This is a genomic window from Endozoicomonas arenosclerae (assembly GCF_001562015.1).
Taxonomy (GTDB): Bacteria; Pseudomonadota; Gammaproteobacteria; order Pseudomonadales; family Endozoicomonadaceae; genus Endozoicomonas_A; species Endozoicomonas_A arenosclerae.
In genome coordinates this window covers 1-24,788 of the sequence record NZ_LASA01000082.1, presented here as the reverse complement: position 1 = coordinate 24,788, position 24,788 = coordinate 1, and the positions used below count along the sequence as shown (strand labels likewise).

General features: G+C 47.4%; 24 protein-coding genes and 1 pseudogene. 11 read left to right on the top strand and 14 right to left on the bottom strand.

Annotated features, from left to right (window positions below; all coding sequences use genetic code 11):
- Window positions 1-274 precede the first annotated feature (274 nt).
- From WG89_RS12520 to pdxR, 3 genes are all read right to left on the bottom strand, one after another.
- Window positions 275-1,117: a putative RNA methyltransferase gene (locus WG89_RS12520; protein ID WP_062266482.1), complete on the bottom strand. Its 843-nt coding sequence runs from the start codon at window positions 1,115-1,117 to the stop codon at window positions 275-277.
- Window positions 1,118-1,243: 126 nt separating this feature from the next.
- Window positions 1,244-1,504, bottom strand: a complete 261-nt coding sequence (locus tag WG89_RS12515) for a DUF5062 family protein (protein WP_062266479.1) — start codon at window positions 1,502-1,504, stop codon at window positions 1,244-1,246.
- Window positions 1,505-1,679: 175 nt separating this feature from the next.
- Window positions 1,680-3,152, bottom strand: a complete 1,473-nt coding sequence (pdxR, locus tag WG89_RS12510) for a MocR-like pyridoxine biosynthesis transcription factor PdxR (RefSeq protein WP_172806804.1) — start codon at window positions 3,150-3,152, stop codon at window positions 1,680-1,682.
- A gap of 93 nt (window positions 3,153-3,245) precedes the next feature.
- On the opposite strand from pdxR, the gene WG89_RS12505 reads away from it, so the two are divergent.
- The gene (locus WG89_RS12505) at window positions 3,246-3,890 is read left to right on the top strand and encodes a pyridoxamine 5'-phosphate oxidase family protein (protein ID WP_062266472.1); all 645 of its coding nucleotides are present in this window, start codon (window positions 3,246-3,248) and stop codon (window positions 3,888-3,890) included.
- A 1-nt stretch (window position 3,891) separates the two neighbouring features.
- Here the strand turns inward: WG89_RS12505 and WG89_RS12500 are convergent, their stop codons facing one another.
- Together WG89_RS12500 and WG89_RS12495 are read right to left on the bottom strand one after the other, a co-directional pair.
- Window positions 3,892-4,323: an Mpo1 family 2-hydroxy fatty acid dioxygenase gene (locus WG89_RS12500; RefSeq protein ID WP_245662914.1), complete on the bottom strand. Its 432-nt coding sequence runs from the start codon at window positions 4,321-4,323 to the stop codon at window positions 3,892-3,894.
- Window positions 4,324-4,790: 467 nt separating this feature from the next.
- The gene (locus WG89_RS12495; protein ID WP_062266469.1) at window positions 4,791-6,137 is read right to left on the bottom strand and encodes a peptidoglycan DD-metalloendopeptidase family protein; all 1,347 of its coding nucleotides are present in this window, start codon (window positions 6,135-6,137) and stop codon (window positions 4,791-4,793) included.
- Between the two features lie 405 nt (window positions 6,138-6,542).
- Between WG89_RS12495 and WG89_RS12490 the strand changes: the two genes are divergently transcribed.
- Entirely contained in the window at window positions 6,543-7,850 is a 1,308-nt protein-coding gene (locus tag WG89_RS12490; protein WP_062266465.1) for an NCS2 family permease, read from the top strand.
- Window positions 7,851-7,874: 24 nt separating this feature from the next.
- On the opposite strand, the gene WG89_RS12485 is transcribed toward WG89_RS12490, so the two are convergent.
- Window positions 7,875-8,525, bottom strand: a complete 651-nt coding sequence (locus WG89_RS12485) for a pseudouridine synthase (protein WP_062266451.1) — start codon at window positions 8,523-8,525, stop codon at window positions 7,875-7,877.
- A 160-nt stretch (window positions 8,526-8,685) separates the two neighbouring features.
- Window positions 8,686-10,662, bottom strand: a complete 1,977-nt coding sequence (locus tag WG89_RS12480) for an ankyrin repeat domain-containing protein (protein ID WP_062266448.1) — start codon at window positions 10,660-10,662, stop codon at window positions 8,686-8,688.
- Window positions 10,663-10,880: 218 nt separating this feature from the next.
- Between WG89_RS12480 and udp the strand changes: the two genes are divergently transcribed.
- Complete coding sequence (gene udp / locus WG89_RS12475; protein WP_062266444.1) at window positions 10,881-11,636, top strand: uridine phosphorylase; 756 nt, start codon at window positions 10,881-10,883, stop codon at window positions 11,634-11,636.
- 73 nt (window positions 11,637-11,709) lie between these two features.
- Here the strand turns inward: udp and WG89_RS12470 are convergent, their stop codons facing one another.
- Together WG89_RS12470 and WG89_RS12465 are read right to left on the bottom strand one after the other, a co-directional pair.
- Window positions 11,710-13,038, bottom strand: coding sequence for an MFS transporter (locus WG89_RS12470; protein ID WP_062266440.1), 1,329 nt, complete (start codon window positions 13,036-13,038; stop codon window positions 11,710-11,712).
- A gap of 153 nt (window positions 13,039-13,191) precedes the next feature.
- Window positions 13,192-13,722, bottom strand: coding sequence for a hypothetical protein (locus WG89_RS12465; protein ID WP_153301568.1), 531 nt, complete (start codon window positions 13,720-13,722; stop codon window positions 13,192-13,194).
- A 148-nt stretch (window positions 13,723-13,870) separates the two neighbouring features.
- Here WG89_RS12465 and WG89_RS12460 point away from each other — a divergent pair, with 148 nt between their 5' ends.
- A complete protein-coding gene (locus tag WG89_RS12460; protein ID WP_153301567.1) occupies window positions 13,871-14,995 on the top strand; it encodes a hypothetical protein in 1,125 nt (374 codons plus the stop codon).
- Between the two features lie 8 nt (window positions 14,996-15,003).
- Here WG89_RS12460 and WG89_RS12455 read toward each other — a convergent pair whose 3' ends face one another.
- Window positions 15,004-15,609: a hypothetical protein gene (locus WG89_RS12455; RefSeq protein WP_062266431.1), complete on the bottom strand. Its 606-nt coding sequence runs from the start codon at window positions 15,607-15,609 to the stop codon at window positions 15,004-15,006.
- A gap of 142 nt (window positions 15,610-15,751) precedes the next feature.
- Here WG89_RS12455 and WG89_RS12450 point away from each other — a divergent pair, with 142 nt between their 5' ends.
- Complete coding sequence (locus WG89_RS12450; RefSeq protein WP_062266428.1) at window positions 15,752-17,983, top strand: multiheme c-type cytochrome; 2,232 nt, start codon at window positions 15,752-15,754, stop codon at window positions 17,981-17,983.
- A gap of 46 nt (window positions 17,984-18,029) precedes the next feature.
- Here the strand turns inward: WG89_RS12450 and WG89_RS12445 are convergent, their stop codons facing one another.
- On the bottom strand, window positions 18,030-19,328 hold the full coding sequence (locus tag WG89_RS12445; protein WP_062266425.1) for a hypothetical protein: 1,299 nt from the start codon (window positions 19,326-19,328) through the stop codon (window positions 18,030-18,032).
- 300 nt (window positions 19,329-19,628) lie between these two features.
- On the opposite strand from WG89_RS12445, the gene WG89_RS12440 reads away from it, so the two are divergent.
- Window positions 19,629-21,227, top strand: coding sequence for an ABC-F family ATPase (locus WG89_RS12440; RefSeq protein ID WP_062266422.1), 1,599 nt, complete (start codon window positions 19,629-19,631; stop codon window positions 21,225-21,227).
- 55 nt (window positions 21,228-21,282) lie between these two features.
- Here WG89_RS12440 and WG89_RS12435 read toward each other — a convergent pair whose 3' ends face one another.
- Window positions 21,283-21,756, bottom strand: a complete 474-nt coding sequence (locus WG89_RS12435; protein WP_245662913.1) for a BamJ family beta-barrel-assembly machinery protein — start codon at window positions 21,754-21,756, stop codon at window positions 21,283-21,285.
- Between the two features lie 219 nt (window positions 21,757-21,975).
- A complete protein-coding gene (locus WG89_RS12430; RefSeq protein ID WP_062266419.1) occupies window positions 21,976-22,308 on the bottom strand; it encodes a hypothetical protein in 333 nt (110 codons plus the stop codon).
- A 409-nt stretch (window positions 22,309-22,717) separates the two neighbouring features.
- On the opposite strand from WG89_RS12430, the gene WG89_RS12425 reads away from it, so the two are divergent.
- From WG89_RS12425 to WG89_RS12415, 3 genes are all read left to right on the top strand, one after another.
- Window positions 22,718-23,149: a hypothetical protein gene (locus WG89_RS12425; protein ID WP_062266415.1), complete on the top strand. Its 432-nt coding sequence runs from the start codon at window positions 22,718-22,720 to the stop codon at window positions 23,147-23,149.
- 166 nt (window positions 23,150-23,315) lie between these two features.
- A complete protein-coding gene (locus WG89_RS12420; RefSeq protein WP_062266411.1) occupies window positions 23,316-23,639 on the top strand; it encodes a type II toxin-antitoxin system RelE/ParE family toxin in 324 nt (107 codons plus the stop codon).
- Window positions 23,636-23,935, top strand: coding sequence for a helix-turn-helix domain-containing protein (locus tag WG89_RS12415; RefSeq protein ID WP_062266408.1), 300 nt, complete (start codon window positions 23,636-23,638; stop codon window positions 23,933-23,935). Before WG89_RS12420 ends, WG89_RS12415 begins: the two co-directional genes overlap by 4 nt.
- A 108-nt stretch (window positions 23,936-24,043) precedes the next feature.
- On the opposite strand, the pseudogene WG89_RS32900 reads toward WG89_RS12415, so the two are convergent.
- Window positions 24,044-24,166 (bottom strand): annotated as a pseudogene (locus tag WG89_RS32900) (DUF2188 domain-containing protein); the annotation flags it as partial.
- Window positions 24,167-24,308: 142 nt separating this feature from the next.
- Here WG89_RS32900 and WG89_RS12410 point away from each other — a divergent pair.
- On the top strand, window positions 24,309-24,575 hold the full coding sequence (locus tag WG89_RS12410) for a hypothetical protein (protein WP_153301565.1): 267 nt from the start codon (window positions 24,309-24,311) through the stop codon (window positions 24,573-24,575).
- Between the two features lie 30 nt (window positions 24,576-24,605).
- Window positions 24,606-24,788 (top strand): transposase (locus WG89_RS12405; protein WP_479686493.1); only part of this gene is annotated, 183 nt, incomplete at its 3' end.

Here is a 24,788-nt window from a genome sequence, read left to right as displayed (position 1 = left end):
GGGAACGGTATTTGAAGTGGCTGAGGGTTAGCTCAATCCAACGGTAACATTCGTCCTTGGAGTCCCAGCCGGGCTCCAGACAGTCTGCTTGTGAAAGGAGGCTTCTTACATCCTCCAGGGTTTTGATGAAATGGGTGTTCATGATGATTTTCATATCCTCATCATGAACGACAGTGCTGAAGTCGGCTCATTTCATGTTAGAAACCAGCCCCTTCTTCAGGCTCATTTCATATTGGAAGAGACTCATCCCATTCTATTTCTTCTATATTGGCTATCATGCTCGTTGGATCACGTAGAGTTTCATATCAAAGCTGCACTTAAGGGTGCTCAGGCTGGCCAGCTTTTCTTTCTGGGAAGGTTTAACATGCCAGTAATGGGGAGTCATTGCCAGAAGGTCCAGAATATCTTCGGTGGTATTGAGCAGCATTTCACCTTGAACCGGTAAGGTTTCTGACAGAGAAAAATCTTCAGGCAGCTGCTCCAGCAACTTATCAACAGGATAGGGTCTGACGGTTTCGTAGATTTCCTGGCGGAGCGCCAGTAAATGTTGTTCTCCCGGAGCCAATACAAGCACCTGTTCACCGGGTTTTAACAGCCGGGCGAATTCTTTCCAGTCGCAGCGTGAAAATACACTGACAATGACGTTCAGACCCTGATCTTTTACTGGAATGTCATTGACGCTGGCGACCAGCCACTGAATGGCTTGGGTTCTCTTACAGCAAGCCATGATAGCTGGCTTGGAGATGTCGATACCTGCAACCGCTGCTTCAGGAAAAGACTGTTGCAGCTGTTCTGTGTAGAAACCTTCACCACAGCCAGCGTCGAGTATGGACAGTGGTTCATCGGAAGCTTCTGAAAGTCTGGTCAGAGTGCTTACCAGTGCATTGGCTACTGGCTGGTAATAGCCTTTATCCAGAAAGCGGGTTCTGGCCTGAACCATTGTTTTGTCATCACCCGGATTTTTACTGCGCTTTTTGTGGCCTGGCAACAGGTTGAAATACCCTTGTCTGGCACGATCAAACTGGTGGTTTTGGCTGCAGCCCAGACCGGTACCGGAAGTATGGAGTGATTGTGCCAAAGGCTCATGGCAGACAGGGCAGCGAAGAGTAAGGGTCATAATTACCGGTACGGGTGATGTTTGAGCGGCGAAGTTTACTGAAATTACTTCATTTTGCCATAAAAGTTTACTGCCAATGCTGATGGTTAAATCAGCATCTGACGTTCATAGCGTGAACTGTGAATCTTATTTTAATAGAGGGTGATTCTCGGGCAGTTGGCGGGAAATCCACAAGGCCAGTTTGCGTTTCATGTTAGGCTCTGACTCTTCACCTTTTACCAGAGGTTGTATCAGCTTGTCATGAACCAGCAGCCGGTACAGATATTCTATCTTCTGTTTGGCAGAATCGGTGGGTTCAAACTGTCCGACCTTGCGCTTTTGTGCATAAATAGCCCCAATTCTCAGTGCTTCTTTTACCAGCTCACCTTCGTTCTTCAGTTTCTTCATTGGCCAGCCTTATCGTCTCTTGGTTTTATAGCAAAAGTACATCATAGCTCATGTCGGATTGCACATGCTGCAACATTTCTGGCTGAGTCTGTCGAAGCCCAAAACCACGACCCATCGACAAGCTCTGGGTGAACGGAGTCCGTGTGTAAATCGGGAAGTTATCTCGAGACAAGCCCTAACTGTCCTTAAGTACTTTATAAATCTCAGCAACGCCCTGATTAATTTCTTCCGGAGTACTGTTAGTAAATCCTAAAACCAGGCCGTACTGCTTATTCTTCCCATAGAAGTAACTGCTTAATGGGCTGCACAGAATTTTCTTTTCTTTCAGCTGCTGGACTACTGCTACCTCATTGATATCGGCTTTAAATTCAAGCGCCAGATGCATTCCAGCTCCCTGATCATGGACTGAGCACCAAGGCTTCAGAACCTGGCAGGCTTGCAGGAGTGTATTGAGTTTCTCTTCGTAGTGAAGTCGCATGCGTCTCAGGTGTCGACTGAAGTGACCCTCCTGCATAAAAGCAGCGGTTACAGCTTGCGTATGCATAGGTGTCATTCCGGTTTGTTCCTGCTTGGCTTTGGTAAAAACGTCTACTAATGCCGGAGGAAGGATCAGATAACCCAGTCGCAGGGATGGGTACAGCACCTTGCTGAATGATCCCATGTAGATGACCTGCTGCTGTCGTGCAAGTCCCTGTAATGAAGCGACTGGACGACTCTGGTAATGGTATTCGCTGTCATAGTCGTCCTCAATAATCCAGCATTGCTGCTCAAAGGCCCAGTCCAGCAGTTCCATTCTTCTATCCAGCGGCATCATGGCTCCCAGAGGATATTGGTGGGCGGGAGTCACATAGATCAGCTTTGGTTTGCGCTGACTTTTTTTCAGTGTCTTGAGTATCAGACCATGGTTATCCACCGGGCAGGTCATAATTTCTGCTCCGGCAGAACTCAGAGCTCTTCTGGCTCCAATATAACCGGGCTCTTCTATCGCTGCCGTTTGACCAGGGTTCATTAGAATACGAGCACAAAGATCCAGAGCCTGTTGGGCACCAGAAGTAACAATAATCTGGCGAGTCTCGCATTGGACCGACCTTGAAGTGCGAACATAATCAGCAATGGCTTCCCGAAGAGGCTCATAGCCTTCGGGTGGTCCATAGCCCATCAATGACGTCAGACCCGTAGCGGGAAGTTGCTGGCATAGACGATTCCAGATTTTGTGAGGAAAGGCTCGCAGATCCGGTACACCCACACAAAATGTATGGTTTCCAATTTCTTTCCTCATATCCATTCGGTTCAGATGCTCTGAATAGTCAGAGAGTTTGACGCTGGGGGATGAAGCTTTTGAGTTGTGAGAGGCAGGATTGGGTTGCCAGCTTTCTGGCAGTTCAATGGCCACAAAAGTCCCCGAGCCCGTTTTGGACTCCGGATAACCTTCGGCCAGCAACTGATCAAAAGCTGCAATAACGGTGTTCCGACTGACTTTCAATTGATTGGCCAGGGCCCGGCTGGCAGGCAGTTTGGTACCTGGCTTCAGATATCCTTCGAGAATCTTGCTGCGAAGCGCTGAGTAGATCTGCTTGAACAGTGGTTCTTTAAGGTTATGGCTGAGCTTGAGGTCCTGAAGTTCTGAAACAGGGATGGTTTTTATCAAAAATTGGTACTCTTTATTTTCAGAAAATGGCTCTGCTGGTTGGACCAATGTTTTTATAGCATGAATACCCACCCAATCGAACAGGAGGTCATTATGAATCCAATAACACAAACCCAACGGACAAAGATCAGACGAGGACCAGCCAGAGCGGTTTTTGACAGGGAAATGCTCTACCAGATTTTTGATGAGGCTCGTATGGCTCATGTCGGTTTTTCGGTGGGTGAACAATCTTATGTCATACCCATGCTGGCCTGGAGGGTGGGTAATCAACTCTATATTCATGGCAGCCGTGGCAGTCGTATGATCAAGGCGTTGACTGAAGGCGCGCACAGTTGCGTAACGGCCACACTGATTGACGGGATGGTACTCTCCAAGTCTGCTTTTCATCACAGTACTAATTATCGGTCCGCTGTTGTTTTCGGGCAGTTCAGGGTGGTGGATGATCCAGCTGAAGTTAACGAATCGCTCAAGTTGTTTCTGGAAGGTATTGCACCGGGTCGCTGGCAAAATGTACGTCCGCCTTCAGAAAAAGAATTGAAGGCTACGTCAATTTTGGCCATTGAGTTGGAAGAAGCTTCGGTTAAAGTGAGAACCGGCCCTGCAAATGAAGATCAGGAGGATCTGGATCTTCCAGTCTGGACCGGTGAGTTGCAACTGAAACAGGTTGTGTCGGGAATGGTACCGGATGACAATACGCCTGCTGGCACTGATACGCCCGATTACTCTCAAGCCTGGTAGATCAATATCTCAGATTCCATTTGCTGAACAGAAAGCTCAGGCACCAGAGAGGGCCGACCAGCAAAAACTGGATGTCTTCAAAAAAGGAGGGCTTTTTGCCTTCCACTTTATGGCCCACAAACTGGAAGACCCAGGACACAACAAAAATAGCAATGCTGACCATCAGCAGTGGTTCGCCAATACTGTCGGCAATGAAAGCCATGCCTGCGTAAACCCCGATAATTGCCATGGAAAGAGGCAGGGAAAGCATAAAGTAGAAGATCATGGTAATGGCCATGAGGACAAAAACAGCGGTGGTGCTGAACGACCATACGATACCGATGATGCTGAACATAATGGCCGGTACGCAGATCCAGTGGATCAGCTTATTGGTAGGATTTTGGTGGCTCTCGGCATAGGCTTCCAGCCATTCACTCAGGGTGCGCATTTTCATAGTCGTGCCTCATTCTCCCGAAACATGCTGAAGCAGCATTTTTATTATTATTGTTTTGTATGAATGCTATTTTGCATGGCCTGAGGGTATTTCGAAAGTGGTGGAGGCACTTTCGGTAAAACCATTTTTATTTTTATGGGGCTCATGGTGGTAATGCATTCAGGTTGAGATACAGCCTTTCGCATTTGGCATAGTTAGCATGTCAGGTGCCTTTGCCATGGAGCCTGCCCGAGAATAGACAGCTCGGCCTAAAGTCCAGAAAGAACGGCCAGATTTTCCACTCAAATTGATTAAATAGGTAAACTATTCGCACAAGTTGAGTGAAAAATCTGACTCGTTCTACTGAACTTTATGCTCGAGCGCAATTCTCGGACAGGCTCCCGAACTCTCAACCTTATGTATTGATACCTTGACCCATGGGGTTGTTCTTACTGATTTCGAAAACAGTCACGGTTTTTCAGAATCAGTCAGCTTTCCGATGAACTGTTGTCTTTGCTGGCTACAAATTTTTTCGAAGAATCCTGATCCATAGCAGTAACCAGTGGCTGTGTTGCCATTTTAAATCGCGTCAGTGCATCTCCTTGTAAAGGTTCACCTGTTGGCAGTTTTGCAGTCATAACATCTACCGCCTGACCATCAACAAACAGTTCGTAATGCAGGTGGGGACCTGTGGATAAACCGGTATTGCCTGTTTTGCCAATCAAATCCCCTTTGCGAACTTGTTGTCCCTCTTTCACATTCAGCTGGCTGAGATGAAGGTATCGAGTGACATAGCGTCTGCCGTTTCGCATCTCGATAAAGTTACCAGCGGCTGGATGATTGGTTTGGGCCTTAACAATAAAGCCGTCTGCAGGAGCGTACACCGCAGTTCCAACAGGCACGGCCCAATCGGTTCCACGGTGTGGACGAACCTGTCCGGTGATCGGATGTTTCCTGGCAAGATTAAACCCCGAACTGACCCGACTCTTTTTACCCAGTGGGTAACGTGAGAAAGAACTGCTCAGCATTTTGCCTTCAGGGGTGTAGTACTGGCCGTCACTGTAGCGAACCGCAGTGTGGATCTCGTCTTCCTGATACAGACGGGCCGCCAGGATGTCACCATCAAAGCCCTGACTGTTTTTCAGAGAATCATCAATCAGTAACTCAAACCGATCACCTGCGCGCAGATCCTTGTTGAAATCAATCTGCCACTGAAAAATGGTTGCAAACTGGAGGATGGCGGAAGCCGAGACGCCTGCTTTTCTGGCGCTTTCATAGAGGCTGCCGTGAATCTCCCCGGTAAAGGTTTGGAATTCAGGCAACTGATCGCCAGAGCTGATGCTCAGGGTAAAGAGGCTGTCCTCATTCTTTTGGAACAGAATGGTCTCTCCTGATGTCATCGTCAAACTGAGTCTTGCCAGCCGGTTGTTCTGGTAGAGCTGGTAACGGATATTCTCAACAGATTCGAGATTAGACAAATAGGCTTGAGAATTCTCGGCCTTAAACAGATCAATCAGATCCAGCTCAGAGAGTGAGCGGTTTTGAAAAAATGTCCATACATTGTCGTTTTCTGAAGGTCTGTATTCCCTCCAGATTTCCTGGCCGGCATTTTGCTCGATAAAACTTTGAAGAGGGTCCTGTTCAGGCGCATCAAGCTCTGAATCAAACAGAGGGGCATGAAACTCAAAGGCTCCCGACTCTTTTCTGATGTCTGAGTTGGCGTAAGTAAAGCCAGGTAAGGAAAGCGCCAGAGCCACTACAACGGGCAGGCTGGACGATCGATGATGTCTGTCAAACAGCCTTGTGCAGGCTTTGAAAAATGGATTGGCAGGCATTCATTGAGACCCCGACTGAAAAACTTTCGGCAGTATCACAGCCCTACAAGAAGTGAACTATGGAGAGTTGTCCTTAGCTTTTTTACTCCCGGAAAAGCTCATAAAGCTGCCTATCAGGATATCTACGGGGGGGGGGTATCGGACATAAATATAAAGCCGGAAAAAGAGATGGGTTAGCTTCGGTTTTTGTGTCGACTGCGATAAGGAATGAGCTTTCTACTTAGATTAAAAATTATACATCGGTATTTTTTTATACTGGTAAGGAATAATTCTGCTTTTCTAATACTTGTACGTCTGTATCATGTGGCCGCTTTAATGGGCGAGTGCATTCTTTTTGGGTTGTGATTAAAAATATTTAATCAGCATTCATTTTATTTCAACATTGCTCCCACATAAGTGAGTCACATGCTGAACAGCGTTAAGCAGTACTTTGAATTCGATAAATTCAACACCAACTTCAGAACGGAAATATTCGCCGGCCTGACCGTTTTCCTGGCTATGTCCTATATCCTGAGTGTGAACCCTGCGATTCTGGGGAGCACAGGCATGGATAAAGGTGCTGTGTTCACAGCGACAGCACTCTCTTCTGCTTTTGCCTGTTTTATTATGGGTGTGTTTGCCCGTTACCCGGTTGTTCTGGCTCCGGCCATGGGCATGAATGCTCTGTTCACTTATGGCACCGTTATCGCCCTGGATATCCCCTGGGAAACCGCCATTGCCGGTATTTTTGTTTCCGGAATCATTTTCTTCCTGCTCTCAATCAGTGGGGTTCGGGAAAAAGTGATCAAGGCTGTACCTGCCGATATGAAGTATGCAGTGACGGCGGCCCTGGGCTTCTTTATCTGCTTTATTGGCTTGAGAAATGCTGGAATTATTACCGACAATAAAGCGACTCTGGTTCAGCTTGGTAATTTGACAGAGCCTTCCGTCATGCTGGCTCTGGCCGGTCTGGTTATGACCGTTTTTCTTATTGCCAGAGGTGTAAAGCTGGCTGTGTTTTTTGGCGTTCTGGTGACTACACTGGTAGGCGTTGCTGTGGGTTTAAACCCGATGCCGGAAGGTGTTGTGGCTGCACCTCCAAGCCTGGCTCCAACCTTTGGTGCAGCTATCAGTCACCTGCCCAATGTCTTCACCATGGAAATGATGGTGGTCATCATCACCTTCCTGTTTATCGACTTTTTTGATGCAGTGGGCACCATCATTGCCGTGTGCAACGGGATCGGTGTAGTCGATAAAAAAGGCAACATTCCCAATGTTCGCTCAGCCTTGTTTGCTGATGCTTCCGGTACCATTGTGGGCTCTGTGTTGGGTACCAGCAGTATTACCTCGTACTCTGAGTCTGCAGTAGCATTAGGTAGTGGTGGCCGAACCGGTTTCACTTCTCTGGTGACCGCTGCCTGTATGCTGATTGCTTTATTCTTCTTCCCGTTGATTGCTGTGTTTACAACAGTCAGTACTTCGCCAGCACTGATTGCTGTGGGTGTCTTTATGGCGAGCAGTATGGCGAAGATTGACTGGACAAAAATGGAATACAAGATTCCAGCTTTCTTCACCATTATCATTACTATTCTGTCGTACAGCCTGGTAGACGGAATTGCGTTTGGCTTTACGCTTTACCCGATTTCCATGATTGCCCAGGGGCGTGGTCGTGAAGTATCACCCACCATGTATGTGCTTTGTGGCATCTTTATGATGTATTACTTCTTCCTCTAATCTCGACAGGCTTTTGGCCAGCCTTCAGAAAGAAGGCTGGCTTTCAAACTTCATGGTTTCGCCTGTGGTCGGGTGTTTGAAAATTAACAGGCTGGCATGCAGGTGCAGACGTTCGGAAGCGGCTTTGGCTTCATCATGGGCATAAAACTCACAGCCCAGAATCGGATGTCCCAGCTCTGCCATATGAACCCGGAGTTGATGTGAACGACCGGTAACAGGTTCCAGCCAGACTCTGCCATGAGCACTGTCGCTGGCCATCAGGCGATAGCGGGTCAGGGCTCTTTTCCCCAGTTCGTGATCGACCATCTGTCTGGGGCGATTTGGCCAGTCGCAGATTAATGGCAAGCAAATTTCTCCGGACTCTTGCTCTGGCATTCCCCAGACTTCTGCAATATACCCTTTCTCCACTTCCCGATCCTGAAACTGGCGACTCAGCTCCCTGTGGCTGTCAGCATTCAATCCAAACACCATTAATCCTGAAGTGGACATGTCCAGCCTGTGAACCACTCTGGTTTCTGGCTCAATGGCCTGCAGTCTTGCATGGGCACTGTCTTTATCATTGGGAGGGCGGCCAGGCACACTGAGCAATCCGGCGGGTTTTATAACCACCACCAGTTCAGAATCCCGGTATAACTCGGTTAAGGGTTCCTGGCAGGGAGGGACAATAAAGGTCATGGAATCAGGTAAATAATGAGTGTGTCGGCATTATATAGTGATGGCGCTGAAGGAGCATGGTTAGAGTATTCCTGGGTCAGCATAACGAATCACTAAACATTGGTTTTAACTCGGTTATAAAGCCTCTATCCAATACCTGACAATTTTGGGTAGTGTCTTGTTAACCAACATTTTTGAATTGGCGCCCTGCCCAGGGCTGGTTCCACATAGAGGGCATCTCTGCTTTCATTGTATGCAGCTCATCACTCTCATCAGGTGCTGTTTTCTTTGAGTGTTTGGGCGTGATTGTGATGTCTCCATTCTCATATTTGTATTCGTTAATCATGTCATAGCAACGGTTCCTGGCTCTGACGTTTCTTCTTGAACGGCTGGTGACGTGCAAGAATCGATCTCCCCCTTGCCATTCATCCACCTCGGTGACACCAAATAGATCTTTTCTGCCGTTGTAACAAATAATGTCTCCGTCCATAGACACAGCGACAGTGCCTCGTGAAGAAGTCACGACGGGAGTGCGGTTGTAGCTCTCGCCCATTTTTTTAACCAGATCGAGAATAAAGTCAGATTCTCCACCCATGGCCCGGCTTCGGCCACTGCTGCATCCATATAACGTCAGGCGAACAGGCATTTCATTAGGATAGTTTCGAGCCCTCAGGTGCTTTTCAATCATCCGGGCAAAGCCTGTACCGCTGTGACCCAGCATTCGGGGGCCGTGACCGTCAAAAACAAATTTGCTGTTGGCCTGAGGTTTTCGTCCAGACTCGTAGATAGGGTAGAAAGTGCCGTCTTGTTTCAGGCGGACGACATTAGCCCATGGGTTTTGCATCAGATACCCCATACTGGCTTCAATACGGTATGGGTCGTCATCCAGAAGTATCAGGGTCAGGTCTGGGTACTTGGCATCCAGGGGACGGGCCTGCAGTGACAGTGGCATTAACTCATTCAGGAATGTGCGCAGGTCATCCCAATTATTCTTGCGGGCTACTGTTTTGAGCAGGTCACGCCAGACAACGTCAAAATTGTCACCCATAGTGCCTGCTCGTGCTTGGCTCAGTAATTGTCTGATATTCAACTCAGCAAACAACTTGAGTGCCTGCGGACTCCAGTTTTGACGAACCACGGTTTGCAGATGATCCGCTTCTTGATGTTGACCCGAATGAGTCAGTTTTTGCCAGGGCGTCAGTCCGTCGTGACCTATCTGCCAGGAAAAGTGGGCACCGTTTTTTCTAATCAGATAGTTCACCGTATCCCACTGATGCTTGTCGATGGCTTCATGCAGGCAGAGGCTGAGTTCCGGGCATTTTAAATCGAGTCCTGAAGCCAGCAGGGTTCTCCAGTCGTCAGGTGTTTCAGCCACTTTGGTTAAGGCCAGCAGTGTACCTTTTTCGACTCTGGTTCCTCTATGGTGGTGCAGGTAGCCCAGTAATGCTTCCAGGGCTCTGGTATCTTTCTGCCAGTCCCAGCCATGGTCTTTAAAAGTTTTCAGGGTCTCCAGATTGCCATCTTTGGCTGCATGAACATACGCGGTATTGTTGTTGATGGTTTTAAGTTCAGGATTTCCTCTCTTTTCCAGCAACAAGGCCACAGCCTTTGTAGATCTTTGCTTAACGGCTATATGCAGAGGTGTTAAGCCATTTATATCCTGTGCGTTGGGATTGCCATGTTCTTCCAGAAGAGCACTGATCATATCTTTATTACATTGCCAGGCAGCCAGATGCAGAGGTGTTTCCAAGCTATCATTGGTGTCATTCATACTTGCACCCTGAAGCCCTAACCGACTAATTACTGAGGGATCGGATGTGTTTCTACAGATGAAATGAATCAAACTCTGGCCATCTTCCATTTTGGCTCGTGGGTTATTTCTGAATATGGATTCCAGAGCATCGTAATCGCCTTCTATAAGGGCTTCACGGATGGTTGCCTGATCCGGAACCGTAGGAGGTGAAACTCTCCTGGGGACAATGGGTGGAGATGGTTTTTGATCAGGGGTGTTCAAGCCTTTGGTTTCGCCGCTTTCGAGAGCAGAACACGTTCCCAGCACAGTATGCTGCCCAGCCTGATTCACAGGCTTGCCGTTGATGGTCCTTCTAGGCTTGGGCGTAGGTCGCCAATTGGGATCTACGGGGGGCATTCCATCCATGTTCTCTCTCCTGAAATCAATGCAGATTCATGCCTTAGCATGATGCAGTAGTGCTCGGAGATCACTGACAGAAGGGTTAGTCTTTCTGGCAACATCAAATTCTTTGCAGTCACGGTTAAAAAGTTTTCATCTTAACTTTTGGTATTTTCAGTGTGCTCATCCTGAGGCTGATGTAGTCTTAATTTATTCCCTTTTCATCATTCAGCAGAGGTGAAGTGATGAGTGACGTATTCCACTTAGGTCTCAAAAAGATGATGCTCAGAGGGGCTGAGCTGGCGATCCTGCCGGGTGATCCCAAGCGGGTAGAGCGAATCGCTGCCCTGTTGGACGACCCTCACCCACTGGCCAGTACCCGTGAGTTCACCAGCATGCTGGGCTTTCTGGATGGCACTCCGGTGGTGGTTTGTTCTACCGGTATTGGTGGTCCATCCACTTCTATTGCTGTAGAAGAATTGGCTCAGTTGGGTATTCGGACGTTTCTCAGGGTAGGCACAACAGGAGCCATTCAGCCCAATGTCCATGTGGGTGACATTGTTGTAACGACTGGTGCGGTTCGCCTTGATGGCGCCAGCACACATTTTGCTCCCATGGAGTTTCCGGCAGTAGCGGATCATTACTGCACGACAGCATTAGTTGAAGCCGCTGTTGAGTCTGGACAGAAGCCTCATGTGGGTGTGACAGCGTCTTCCGATACCTTTTATCCGGGACAGGAACGGTATGACACGGTATCCGGTCGGGTAACCCGCAGATTCAAGAACTCCATGGAAGAGTGGCAGGCCATGAATGTGCTGAACTATGAAATGGAAGCGGCAACATTGATGACAATGTGTGCTTCTCATGGCTGGCGTTCAGGCTGTGTGGCCGGAGTGATTGTAAATCGGAATGAAAAAGAGATACCGGACGAATCCAAAGTCAAAAACACGGAATCGACAGTGATTTCGGTGGTGGTAGAAGCCGCCCGAAAACTGATCTGATTGATTGTCGGCTCGAAACCAAACAGCCCTGCTTTGTCAGCAGGGCTGTTTGGTTAAACGGCAGGGAATGCTATTAACCGGAGCTGTCCGCTTTTACAAAGCGACCCACAAAACGTTCGATAAACTCAGGCACCCGACGGAAAATCAGGGCGCAGACCATCAGATTAAGCACACCCAGCGTCAGGAAAAACTGTTCAATAGACAGTTCCAGCATCCCCAGGAAGATCATTCCAAATACCGCGCTGCCCACCATATAAAGAGAGTTCTGAACGTTCAGAGCCGCTATGGCCTGTGCACGACGGTTTTCAGGTGTTCTCTGTTGCACCATCGCGTAAAGCGGCACAATAAACAGACCACCAAAAAAGCCGATCATACTTAGATCCAACAGCACTCTCAGGTTTTCACTGTTTTCTATGAAGGCACTGATGCTCAGCAAATCGCTTGTGGTTGCAGGAGTGATAGCAAAATGCAGATCAATGCCGAATAAGCTCAGACCCAAAGCTCCAATAGGAACAATGCCCGGTTCTACTTGACCCTTTGAAAGCCTTCCACAAAACAGCGAACCTGCGGCTACACCAATGGTGAACATGGCCAGCATAATACTGACAACCTGTGGGCTGCCTCTCAATACTTCGCTGGCCAGATTGGGCAGCTGTGTCAGATAAGCCGCACCCAGAGCCCAGAACCAGGAAATGGCAATAATGGATTTATGTACGCTGTCGTTTGATCGGGTTTCCCGGATCATGATCAGGCTCTGCTGGAACAGGTTCCAGTTCATTTTCAGATCAGGCGCTGCAGCCGAGGCTTCAGGAATGAAACGACACACCAGATAACCCAGAACTGCAAAAAGAACCACTGAGACAGCGACCCAGATATGAGCATCAGGCTGTTCGATCAGAATACCGGCGCCCAGTGTACCCGCCAGAATAGCCACAAAAGTACCCATCTCAACCAGTGCGTTGCCGCCTATTAATTCATCATCTTTCAGATGCTGAGGAATAATGGCGTATTTAACCGGCCCGAAAAAAGCACTCTGGGTCCCCATTAAAAACAACAGAATCAAAAGCACTAGATAGTTCTGGGTAATGATAAAGCCGGAAGCCACTGCCATGATGACAATCTCCAGCAGTTTAACCCGACGGATAATCATCGACTTTTCATACTTGTCACAGATTTGCCCAGCGGCACTGGAAAACAGGAAGAAGGGCAAAATGAACAGTCCGGCTGCCAGGTTAATGAACAGGTCCGAATTAAAAGGCAGGCTGTCAGCAGCGGCAAAAGCCACCATCAGCAACAGTGAATTCTTGTAGATGTTGTCGTTAAAAGCACCCAGAAACTGGGTCAGGAAAAAAGGAAGAAAGCGTTTTTTACCCAGCAGTGCCAGCTGACTCTGTTGGCTCATGTTGAAGCCTCATTGTTTGTTATTTCCCCGAATTCGGCTTTACAACAGGGGAGGGTGATCGATGATCATTAGCATGCCGTGAGGTTTCAGCGAGTGCAACGTTTGTCAGTGAAATTAGACTGTTACTCTATAGGAGGATGGTCTCTGTGTATGTCATTGAGCTTGCAACGATTGTTCACTGACTAGCTGAACTGAAGCTTCTGGCTTACGGAGAGTGGTGCAATGATTAACATAAGCTCCATTGATATATAGCGGGCTGGATACTATTTCGCTTTTACTGCCGTATATAACATTGCAGAGTGTGCACAGTGGGCCTCTTCTCGTATTGATAACATGAATGCGTTCATTACCATCTACTTGAAGTCTTCGTTTTACAAAAGACACTTTACTGACGAGTACTTCTTTAGTTCTGACAAGGGACGCAAAGAGCATCATGCACTCATTGGGTCTCAGGATGGGCTCGACAAATTTGAGAATGGACTCATAGTGAGAGTGTTGAATATTGAAAAAGATTCCATCAAAAGGTATGTCGATCTTATCAATGAAATATTCCTGATGAAATGAATAGGTTTCCGGCTGGATGCACTCTGTCGTCACAGTATTTCCATTCACTCTGGCATTGAATACAAAAATCAGTACAAAACCAATCGAGAAACTGAAAATGGGTTTGGTTAGTCTAAGCATGATAAGACCCATAGTCCTGTGAATGCTACGTGAAGCATAGTTTACATTCTTAAAAAGTCCTGTGATGGCCTGTCTATAATCAATGTCCCTTTGCGGACAGTTGAACAGAGGTCTTTTGAAAAACCTTGCCATGCCTTGGCTTCAGATAATGAAAAAAGATTGGGGGAATATTTGTCACTGGCTGACAGGGTTGTTGATCCTGGCCATGGTATCCACCATGTCCCATGCCACTTTTGACAAGCAGGAGGTGTCGCTGCTTGCTTCAATAGTTTTGCTGGCAATGTTTAAAGAGTCTCCTGACTCATTGATATTGAAGGCATCCAATGATGATCTGTTGTATAGGGATTCTGGCGAAGAAACGTGGGCTTTTTATCACAATGAAACGTTGATGATTTTGCCCGTGGCCGTTCAGGAAACCGACAAAAACTCAGCGGAGGAGTCAAAAGCCGTTGTAGTGGGAAGCAAGGTGTATCAATGCCAACGTAAGCCCGATCCTCCTGAAGAGGATGACCCGTCCAATCCTTCCAGTTTAATTTGTCGTCAATGCAAAGTGAGACGTGCAGAACCCGGGGAGTGTCTGTGTCATTCCTGTTTGAAATTACTGAGAACGGATTCTGATGAAGAAATTACTGGTTCTTTTTTCCGTATTGATAGGGAAGGCTACACCTGCAGTCATTGTAGGATCTATCCCGTACAGGTTAATGGCGCACAGTGCCAGGTCTGCTGGCAATTAATAGAAGCTGCTGGAGAACCGGATAGCCAGAGTCAGCCTTGTCAGGGCTGTCAGAAGTTGAAAGTTGGCGGTGAAGACACAGCAGATGGCTGGCGCTGTCCTGGATGCATCGATATGGCTGAGAATAGTTGTCTGATCTGTTTTGACGGCAGTGAAGAAGGCGATTTGTTGCCTCTGAAATGCGGACATGGGTTGCTGGTTCACCGGGTTTGCCTGCAGAAGTGCCATAAGCATAAGGTGCTCTGTACACAATGTATGACAAGTCAGGGGATTGCAGGAGAGACATGCAGTGTTCAAGCAATAGAAGAAACTCAGCCAGCAGGGGCTGAAGCTGCACCTGAGCTGGTGGCTGATATGTCAGATGCTGAGCAACGGACTCTGGCCCAGGCGCTTGCTGCAGAGCTGAACTACAGTGAAAATATTCCAGTCACTGCTAATCAGGTATTAACTTTTCTCAGAAGAACACCGGGGCTGACCCGTGAAAACAGCCGTGCTAGGTTTGTGCAATATTATCAAAACGGCTGGTGTTGTATTTTATAACCCTGAGATTATCTGGCGTATTTGACGAGCAGAATGACACAGCCTGCTACTGCGACCATAAACAGATAAGGTGTTATTTCCGGCCATTCAAAAAGAGTCTGGTATGTGGCAATTTCAAATTGCTCAGAGTTTCGTTCACTCAATGTTTTACAGATAGCGGATCTACCGTCACTGATGACTCCAGTTACATAGACCCCTTCGAATCTGAACCGGCACCAGATCTGCGACTGCAGTTCAAGGCTATAAAATGAATGGTCTTCGGGTTTTGATGAAGCTCGCATTGCGTTGAATATAACACCTCGAGCAGGACGAGACTGCCATTCGAAACGCTGAAATCCTTTTCCCATAGGCAACTCGAAATATTCATTCTCTGAGCCGTCTTCAAGAATCACACAAGCACTGCCTTGCTTATTCAGCATACCTGCCTGCCAATACCCCTCTTCTTTTCTGGCTCTGCAGATAAAGGCTGAGAAGTCATCAATTACATCCTTGTGGATGGCAATGGGGGCTTCTGGACCATAAGGCTGCCAGTACCAGTGGTTTTGGTCTTCTGCCCGGACTTTACCCGTTATCGCCAGAATAATCAGGCATGTGATCCCCGCTCGTGATGGCATGTTGAAGGCTTCTGCTTTGACGACGTAATCAGGATAGAACAGCCTGATAGCAGTCGGGCGTCTTAAAATGCTGGGTTGTCATCCTCCAAGAAGATAGAATGGCACGCTTATTCTAATTACTCAGAACAATTAAAAGATCACAATGAAAGCTGTCAGCACGATCTTCGAATCCTTCTACCGTGCAGTGAAGCGCCTTTTGCCTTCGGGAATGACAAAAGCGGCTTGCTGTTTCCTATGGCTGTTCAGTGCCTTATTTTCCTTTGCCAGCGCTACACTGGCCGCTCAAGACTATGTTGGTAGTCAGGCTTGTGTCGCCTGTCATACCGAACAGTTTAAAGACTGGAAGGCCAGTCAGCATCACTCTGCTCTGCAAGAAGCTACAGCTAAGAATGTGCTGGGCGACTTCAACAACAAAACCTATCAATACGAAGGTGTAGTAAGCCGGTTCTTCAAACAGGGCAGTGACCTGATGGTGGAAACCGACGGGCCCGACGGTAAACTCAAACCTTATAAAGTGCTGTACACCATTGGTGATTACCCACTGCAGCAGTACCTGGTGGACTTTGGTAAGGGACACATTCAGCCGTTGAGTCTGGCCTGGGATTCCCGAGCCGTTAAAGAAGGCGGGCAACGCTGGTTCCACTTGTACCCTGATGAAAAAGTCAATTTCAAAGACCCGCTGCACTGGACCAAAATCACCCAGAACGCTAACCAGATGTGCATTGAGTGCCATACCACTGACTATAAAAGGAACTACCAGCCGGAAGATCACAGCTACACCACTGACTGGGCTGAGTCCGGGGTAGGGTGTGAGAGTTGTCACGGGCCTGCCAGTAAGCATCTGGAGTGGGCAGAGAATCCAAAGGATACGATCAGTAATAAAGGTTTTATTGTTGATCTGTCGGATCAGGTGAAGTGGGTCTGGGATAAAGACAGCGACATTGCCCGTCCTCTGGAAGTCAAAGCCCAGCAGCAGGTGGAAACCTGTGGCCAGTGTCATTCACGTCGTGAACAGATTGCCTCGAAGCCAGCGGTCAATAAAGTTATGACCGATAATTTCATGCCGTCGCTACTGACCAATGTCTTGTATGAAGCTGACGGTCAGATTAACGACGAAGTCTTTGTATATGGTTCTTTCAAGCAGAGCAAAATGTTCGAGGCAGGGGTGACTTGTTCCAATTGTCATAATCCACATTCAGGCAAACTGAAAGCTGAAGGCAATCAGGTCTGTGCCCAGTGCCATAGTCCTAAAGAGTTTGATACACCCAAACACACCTTCCATGAACCGAAAAGCCCTGGTGCTCAGTGCAGCAGCTGTCATATGCCGGAGAAAACCTACATGGTGGTCGATCCGCGCAAGGATCACAGTTTCCGGATTCCAAGACCAGACCTTAGCGCCAAACTGGGAACGTCAAACGCCTGTGTTCAATGTCATACCGACAAGAGTAATGAGTGGGCTGCCAACACTATGGACAGCTGGCATGGTAAAGAGTGGCGACAGCGCCCAGAGTTTGCCACAGCATTCCATGCGGCCCGAACCGGTGCCTACAATGCTGGTGAACAGTTGAGAGCCATTGCCGAGAGTCAGGAATTTGCCCCCATCGTCAGGGCTACGGCGCTGAATGAAATGGGCAATTATCTGAACGGTGATCTGCTGCCTACTGTACAAAGGAACCTGAAAGATAACGATCCTTTGGTGCGTTCCGCTGCGGTAGCATCACTGCAAATTGCACCTGCCAATATCAGGGTTCAGCTCTTGGCTCCTTTGATGGATGATCCTTCCAAGGCGGTAAGGCTGGAAGTGGCCAGATTGATGGCTTCTGTGCCTGATCAACAACTGACACCGGCTCAACAGAACCAGAAGCAAATGCTGACCAGTGAGTACGTTACCACTCAGCGCCTGAGCAGCGATCGTGCCGGTGGCCGTTTGAATCTGGGGCAGTTCTATCTGGATCTGGGCATGGCGTACAAGGCAGAAGCCGAGTTTTTGAAGGCAGCTGAGATTGAGCCTTACTTTACCCCTGTGTACACCAATCTGTCTGAGTTCTATCGCCGAACGGCTCAACCTCAGAAGGAGAATGAGTGGCTTAAGAAAGGTTTGGAGGTTGATGGTTCATCTGCTGCTCTAAACCACAGCATGGGGCTCTATCTGGTAAGGCAGAAGCGCACCGGTGAATCCACCAGTTTCCTCCGTAAAGCGGTAGAGCTGGAGCCCACCAATGAACGCTATGTGTATGTCTACGGTGTAGCTCTGTTCAGTGTTGGCAAGAAAGCCGAGGCGGTAGAAGTATTGGATAAGGCGTTGCAGCAGTTTCCGGCTAATCGCCAGATTGAGCAGGCTTTGAGAGGTTATCGCCAAAAAATGCAGCAGTAAGTTTGAGAAGGCCTGGCCGCAATGTATGCGGCCAGAGCTACCAATATTAAAGGCTGACAAGGATGCCAATAAAAGTGGCTACTACCAGAATAATGCTGGCTGAAGTTATATTGGCCGAGGATGAAAGGGAGGCTCCTGCAGTATAAATTTCCATTTTGTTAGCGCTGGCTGCCTGACTATAGCTTTTATCGCCCTTATGGTTGAAAGCAATGCCAATAACCTTGCACTGGTTACTACCCTCCAGTAAATAACCATAAAGGTATTCATATCTGGGGTGATCCAGGTCACCGCCAATCTCATCTTCATTCTGAACGCGACAGAAGTTATAGCAACGGCTTTGCCCGTCGATCAGCAGACAGCCTGCCCGGGCTTCTTCCCGGTATTGAGTGACAGGCGTCCAGTCAGAAGTCACATCGAGTACCACGCGCTCATACCCAAGCATTTCATCGTATAGGGTGAAAGCAATCGCAGGCGGTTGAGTGGTGGTGCTACGTTCGCTAATAAAATGGCAACGGCTGTTGGCAAAGGCACTGTCTGAATCCTGAATAAGTTCCACGCCTATTCTGGGAGTGATTCTGCCCGATGAGTCCCTTGCATAGTGCTTGCAGTAGCTGACATGCAAAGGTACACCACCACTGGAAAATGTCTTGATCTCAGATAAGGGCTTTGTGGGTTTGCTCCAGGTGTGAACTTTTGAACGATGGGCATCCTGCGATTCAAACCAGGTCACACGAGGTGTTGCTATCAGATAATAAAAAGGGGTAGTGAGTACTGATTGTGACGAGTAGCTTTGCTTCTCCAGAGCAAAGAGAGTGCATTCGTCATTGTCTGTAAATCCCAGCCCTGTACCGTAGCTGGTAAGACAAAGGTGTTGTTGGGACTGATTAATGGTTGGCAGGTTGATAGCCGGAATGGGCAGGTCATCGTTTATTTCAATGAAACGGTGGACAATATCATCATTGTCGCACAGTACTTGCAGGTCAACGCCATCCTTCAGATAGTACGGGTCAACCCTGAATCGGAAATTGTCGTAGTTGCAGGGCGATTCAAGGCAATGAATATCATCGCGGTAGAGGCTTGCGGCAGGTATCCACCGATTACCCGGAGAAAAAGCCAGTGAGTATTCATCCTGGCTGTCCGTTGGACTCTTAAATCGACCCAGGGTAGTAAACCCCCGGTTATTACTATCGGAGGAGATGAAAACACTGACAGTATTACTGACTTCGGCCAGAGGACACCAGTTCAGCGAGTCAAGAATGTCGTCTTCCGGGGCAGGGGTGGCATGTGCCAGAGCGGTGAATGCCGTCAGGGAGAGACAATAAAAAGTACGTGCTAAAGATCTCATATCAGCCTCCTTTGAAGCTGGAAGGGGGATGAGATATTTCAGAAAAATTATTATGAATGAATAATCGAATTTATCTTACGACTAGGAAGTCTAGAGGATGGGCAGCAGGCTATGATTTATTTTTATTGTTTAAAGTGACAAGTTAATAAGACAGTTGAATAAAAAAATAATTCAGAGCCAGCTATGGCTTGGGGTGTTTTTTATTCTCGGGCTGACAGCAGCACTGATTGAACTCTGCAGCACAGCACGGTAATCTGCGCGGCTTTTTAACCATTCCTTTTTTAATGGCAGGGGCAACATTTGATTACTACAGCCAATATCACCATGCAATTTGGGGACAAGCCCCTGTTTGAAGATATTTCCGTTAAATTTGGCGACGGCAACCGTTACGGGCTGATTGGCGCCAATGGCTGTGGTAAATCCACCCTGATGAAGATTATCAGCGGTGAGCTGGAGCCTTCTGCAGGCAATATCAACTACGACCCCAACGAACGTATTGCCAAGCTGAATCAGGATCAGTTTGCCTACGAAGAAAACACGGTCATCGACACCGTGATCATGGGTCATGCAGAACTCTGGAAGGTTAAGGAAGAGCGCGATCGCATTTACGCCAAGGGCGACATGTCTGAAGAAGAAGGCATGCGGGTAGCGGATCTGGAAGTTCAGTTTGGTGAAATGGACGGTTACTCTGCCGAAGCCCGTGCCGGAGAACTGTTGCTGGGACTGGATATCCCCCTGGAACAGCACTATGGCCCTATGAGTGCTGTAGCCCCAGGCTGGAAACTGCGTGTCCTGTTGGCTCAGGTTCTTTTTGCAGACCCAGACATCATGCTGCTGGACGAACCCACCAACAACCTGGACATTAATGCCATCCGCTGGCTGGAAGGTGTGCTCAAGCAGCGTGACTGCACCATGATCATCATCTCCCACGACCGTCACTTCCTGAACAGTGTCTGCACTCACATGGCAGACCTGGACTACGGCGAACTGCGAATGTTCCCGGGCAACTATGACGAGTACATGACGGCGGCTACCCAGGTTCGTGAGCGCATGCAGGCCGATAACGCCAAGAAGAAAGCCCAGATTGCTGAACTGCAAAACTTTGTCAGCCGCTTCTCGGCCAACGCTTCCAAAGCCAAACAGGCAACGTCCAGAGCCAAGCTGATCGACAAGATCAAGCTTGAAGAGATCAAGCCATCCAGCCGTCAGAACCCGTTCATCCGTTTCGAGCAGGAGAAGAAGCTGTTCCGTAACGCTCTGGTTATGGAAAAAATGTCCCAGGGCTATGAAGAGAACATGCTGTTCTCCGACGTAGACCTGATGGTTGAAGTGGGTGAGCGCATTGCCATTATCGGTCAGAACGGTATTGGTAAATCCACACTGCTGCACACACTGGCCGGGAAGATGGCGCCAAAGAGTGGTGACATCCAGTGGTCTGAAAACGCTGACATTGGTTACTACGCCCAGAACCACAGCGACGATTTCGACATGGACATGAACCTGTACGACTGGATGAGCCAATGGATGAACGAAGGCGACGACGAGCAGGTTATTCGTGGCGTACTGGGTCGTATGCTGTTCTCCCAGAGCGACATTAAAAAGTCCGTGCGGGTGATCTCCGGTGGTGAGCAGGGTCGTATGTTGTTTGGTAAGCTGATTCAGCAAAAGCCTAACGTACTGCTGATGGATGAACCTACCAACCACATGGACATGGAATCCATTGAATCTCTGAACCTGGCGTTGGAAAACTACCCGGGCACACTGATTTTTGTCAGCCATGACCGTCAGTTTGTATCGTCGCTGGCCACTCGTATCATTGAAATTACAGAAGACGGCATCGTCGATTTCCACGGTACTTACGACGATTACCTGCGCAAGCAGGGGGTTGTTGAAGAGTAAGTCTTAAAGACAATGGGGCAGAGATTTCTCTGCCCTGCGTTCAAGCCTGAATGGCTTATTCGATACCCAGCAGTTCCACATCAAAAATCAGTGCAGAGTTTCCCGGAATTTTACCGGCGCCGCCGCTGCCATAGGCAAGATTGGCAGGGATAAACAGACGGAACTTGTCGCCCACTGACATCATTTGCAATCCTTCTGTCCAGCCCGGAATCACCTGATTCAATCCAAAAGAAATGGGTTGGCCACGGTCTACAGAACTGTCAAACACCTGTCCGTTAATCAGCGTGCCATGGTAGTGCACCTTGACCTTGCTGGTGGCTGAAGGCTGTTCAGAACCTTCTCCTTTTTCCAGCACCTTGTACTGCAATCCGGATTCAGTGGTCATGACGCCTTCTTCATTCTGATTCTTTTCCAGAAAAGCCTGACCCTGGGTCAGGGCTTCTGCAGCCAGCTGCTTTTTCTGATCAAAGCGGCGCTTGCCCCAGAACAGCATGACAGCAATAAACACAATGAGGATAACAGTAGCCACAAAGATCACCCGGTCAGTCGATAAGTCGACGAAAAATACCTTATCCAGAAAGTGTTTACTATGAAAATGCTGCCTCGGATTTAAAAGCGCACATTCCCTGGAAGACTCTATGGGAATTGTCGGGAATAAACTTCTCTGTGCATGCCCTTTCAAAACCCTTTCGGACTGAGGCTGTCGTAGCCCAATATATAATACTTCAACAAGATCTGAGTTCTTCAGTTATGGATGTTTTTCCTGATCGCTTTCTGCTTTCTTATCCGTCTCAGCAGGCTCCGGTTTTGGGTTAACCAGCTTCTCCTCTCTAGGCCACAAGCCAGTCTGCTTTCGGGTACCCATAAAAAGCACCGCCACCATGCCCACCAGAATCAGCCCCATCTGAACCATAAAAATCAGCATGATCAGCGGCAGCATCAGTACAAACAAACCGGTCAGAATGACAGTACCCAGAATCGCTTTAAAAGGGCTGATAGCGGCGCCATCACGCTGCTCAAAAAAGGCAGCTTTTACCTGTGCAAAGCCGTTTTTTAATTGATTAATCCACTTTTCCATCATTTACCTCAATAGGGGAGGAAGTCAGTCATGGTTCCAATGTAGAGGTTTGTGGATAAACAGAGCGTGTTCGGGAGATTAAATTTTGTTCATAAAAAGTCAGCTATGAAAAATTTTCGTGGTGAAAGTAGTCAAAAAGATAAGCGACGAAGTTCAAGCAAGTGCCTTGTTAAAAAGCAGGGAATACTGGAGAATGAGGGCCGAACCTGCCAGTAGCAAGTGATTGCTCAGAAGTATTGGGAGAGAGCGGGTTCAGCTAGAACAATAACAATGAGCAGGAAACAGTATTTGCATAGGGAACGTCGCGAGTCGGGTAGAAGTCGGCCTGACAGATCTCAGGCGGTAGTGTGCCGGTGTGTAAATTCTCCATTCATGAATACGTCCCAATTGTATTAGAAATGAGCAGAAGAGTATGCAATCTAAAGTACCAGTACCAACTGATAATATATTTAAATTTTATGCGCTTTTTGGTTTGCTCCTATTCATAGCAACTGCTTTTATGTTTGTGCAGAGTCATCAAAACTACAATGATAAAGCTTTTGATAGATATATAGAGCTTCAGGCTCTTAAAAATATTGAAACTCTATCAAAAGAGCAAGAAGCAAAGAGATTTATTTTAGAAGCACAAAAGGATATTGATACATCAGATAAGAAGTTTTTTATGAATATAATTGCCTTGTTCTTTTTGATCTCTATGGCTTTGATGATCTATGGATTTATGAGTTGGCATAAAAAAATACAGCCGTTACAAGACCAAATATCAAAGAAGAGTCTACAAAAACTTAACTATGAAATTGAACTGATAAAAGCTCAAATTAAATCAGTAAGGTACCCAAAACGTTAGAAGGATTTGAGCAGGAAATTAAATTTTCCCCTTGATTTTAGGCAAGTAAGGAACGGCCAAATATTTACGAATGGGTTCCAGATTTCATGAATGAACACTATCCGCACGTTTTAGGCTGCAGGGAACTATTTCTTGCGAAAGTTATCATATATGATAACCTTTCTGTATGAAGTGGCGAATTACGTTTTACAGCAAGAAGGTTGAGGAGGAGACTCTGAGCTTCCCGGACGGAATCTTGGCTAACTTCATCCATATAGCTGAAATGATTGAAGAGTTTGGCCCTGCTTTGGGCAAGCCTTATACAGCTTCATTGGGTGATGGTCTCTTCGAGATTAGAGCAAAAGGCAAAGAAGGCATAGGTCGTTCTCTGTTTTGTCAGGTCAAGGGGCGAGAGGTCATTATCCTTAACGCCTTCATAAAGAAAACTCAGAAAACGCCCAAAAAAGAGCTGGAGCTCGCCAGGAAACGTATGAAGGAGGTCAAAAAATGACAAGGCCAACATTTTCTGATTTCAAGCAAAAAGCACTCAAAGACGCTAAAGTGAGGGCTGAATATGAAGAGCTGGAACTTGCCTATGAACTGCGCAAGCAGTTGATTGCCCTTCGAAAAGAGGCGGGTTTAACCCAGGAAGAGATGGCGGAAATTTTGCATACCCAAAAAAGCAATATTTCACGCTTGGAGAATGTCAATTCGAAAACGTCTCCAAAACTGTCAACTATCGAAGACTATGCCAAAGCAATCGGCTACAAAGTAAAAATCAGTTTTGTACCAGAAGCTGCAACTTAGACTCACATAGGGCGTAGCTTTCTTCAACAAGCTTAATCGACCGCTGAATAATTGTCTTTGGTAGTTGTGAATGCACTGAAGGGTGTACAGCAGCATCACCCTCTCGATTCAACCTTTAGTTTTCTTTGGATCATTACCATAACTGTGTTTAGCACGGATTTTCCCGTTGTCTCCACGGTGAGTAGAGACTTCACCTTCAGATCTTATGGCAAGATCACGAGTTGCTTCAAATACCTCTTTCTTTCAGTACTGTATGGGTTCAAGTAAGTGAAATAAAGGCAAGCAAGAAAGATCGGACAGAGTAGAAAGAAGCGTAAAGCTAGTTGATTTAGAGCTGTAACACAGTTGAATTTTATTGTGCTTAGGAATGAAAATGAGGTTTCTTGCTATTATTTTATGTCTTTTTCCTTTGCTTTCTGAGGCTGAAGTAGGTATTGATGTCGGTTTTAAATATATATGTAATCAATCTGAAGGTTTAAAACTAACTTCTTATATTGGCTCTCTTGACTCAGCTAAAAATGATCCCAAAATTGTAATGGAACGAGAAACTAAGTCCTGCAGGTTGGGTAAGCATAACTATGAGTTTGTGCTCAAGCATCATGAGGCTAGGGAAGGTGTGAACAAGTTCCTTGTGAGCTAATCTACCATCAGCTCATATTTGGAGTTCACCATGAAGAATCAGCTCACGTTTGCCGACTGCGAGTTCACCCAAAAAAAGCGACAGACTCGTAAAGAGAAGTTCTTACTCAGAATGGAGAAGCTGATTCCCTGGTCTCGATTAGAAGCCGTCATTGAGCCTTTTTATCCAAAGCCAGGTAATGGAAGACGCCCTTACCCGCTAGCAACCATGTTG

Bases quoted from the DNA above. Each gene is read 5' to 3' on its own strand.
- WG89_RS12420 (WP_062266411.1), top strand. From the start codon at position 23,316: ATGAAGTGGCGAATTACGTTTTACAGCAAGAAGGTTGAGGAGGAGACT.
- WG89_RS12430 (WP_062266419.1), bottom strand. From the start codon at position 22,308: ATGATGGAAAAGTGGATTAATCAATTAAAAAACGGCTTTGCACAGGTA.
- WG89_RS12495 (WP_062266469.1), bottom strand. From the start codon at position 6,137: ATGCCTGCCAATCCATTTTTCAAAGCCTGCACAAGGCTGTTTGACAGA.
- WG89_RS12515 (WP_062266479.1), bottom strand. From the start codon at position 1,504: ATGAAGAAACTGAAGAACGAAGGTGAGCTGGTAAAAGAAGCACTGAGA.
- WG89_RS12415 (WP_062266408.1), top strand. From the start codon at position 23,636: ATGACAAGGCCAACATTTTCTGATTTCAAGCAAAAAGCACTCAAAGAC.
- WG89_RS12460 (WP_153301567.1), top strand. From the start codon at position 13,871: ATGAAAAAAGATTGGGGGAATATTTGTCACTGGCTGACAGGGTTGTTG.
- WG89_RS12485 (WP_062266451.1), bottom strand. From the start codon at position 8,525: ATGACCTTTATTGTCCCTCCCTGCCAGGAACCCTTAACCGAGTTATAC.
- WG89_RS12465 (WP_153301568.1), bottom strand. From the start codon at position 13,722: ATGCTTAGACTAACCAAACCCATTTTCAGTTTCTCGATTGGTTTTGTA.
- WG89_RS12500 (WP_245662914.1), bottom strand. From the start codon at position 4,323: ATGAAAATGCGCACCCTGAGTGAATGGCTGGAAGCCTATGCCGAGAGC.
- WG89_RS12490 (WP_062266465.1), top strand. From the start codon at position 6,543: ATGCTGAACAGCGTTAAGCAGTACTTTGAATTCGATAAATTCAACACC.
- WG89_RS12445 (WP_062266425.1), bottom strand. From the start codon at position 19,328: ATGAGATCTTTAGCACGTACTTTTTATTGTCTCTCCCTGACGGCATTC.
- WG89_RS12410 (WP_153301565.1), top strand. From the start codon at position 24,309: ATGAGGTTTCTTGCTATTATTTTATGTCTTTTTCCTTTGCTTTCTGAG.
- WG89_RS12425 (WP_062266415.1), top strand. From the start codon at position 22,718: ATGCAATCTAAAGTACCAGTACCAACTGATAATATATTTAAATTTTAT.
- WG89_RS12455 (WP_062266431.1), bottom strand. From the start codon at position 15,609: ATGCCATCACGAGCGGGGATCACATGCCTGATTATTCTGGCGATAACG.
- WG89_RS12450 (WP_062266428.1), top strand. From the start codon at position 15,752: ATGAAAGCTGTCAGCACGATCTTCGAATCCTTCTACCGTGCAGTGAAG.
- WG89_RS12470 (WP_062266440.1), bottom strand. From the start codon at position 13,038: ATGAGCCAACAGAGTCAGCTGGCACTGCTGGGTAAAAAACGCTTTCTT.
- WG89_RS12480 (WP_062266448.1), bottom strand. From the start codon at position 10,662: ATGGATGGAATGCCCCCCGTAGATCCCAATTGGCGACCTACGCCCAAG.
- WG89_RS12520 (WP_062266482.1), bottom strand. From the start codon at position 1,117: ATGACCCTTACTCTTCGCTGCCCTGTCTGCCATGAGCCTTTGGCACAA.
- udp (WP_062266444.1), top strand. From the start codon at position 10,881: ATGAGTGACGTATTCCACTTAGGTCTCAAAAAGATGATGCTCAGAGGG.
- WG89_RS12505 (WP_062266472.1), top strand. From the start codon at position 3,246: ATGAATCCAATAACACAAACCCAACGGACAAAGATCAGACGAGGACCA.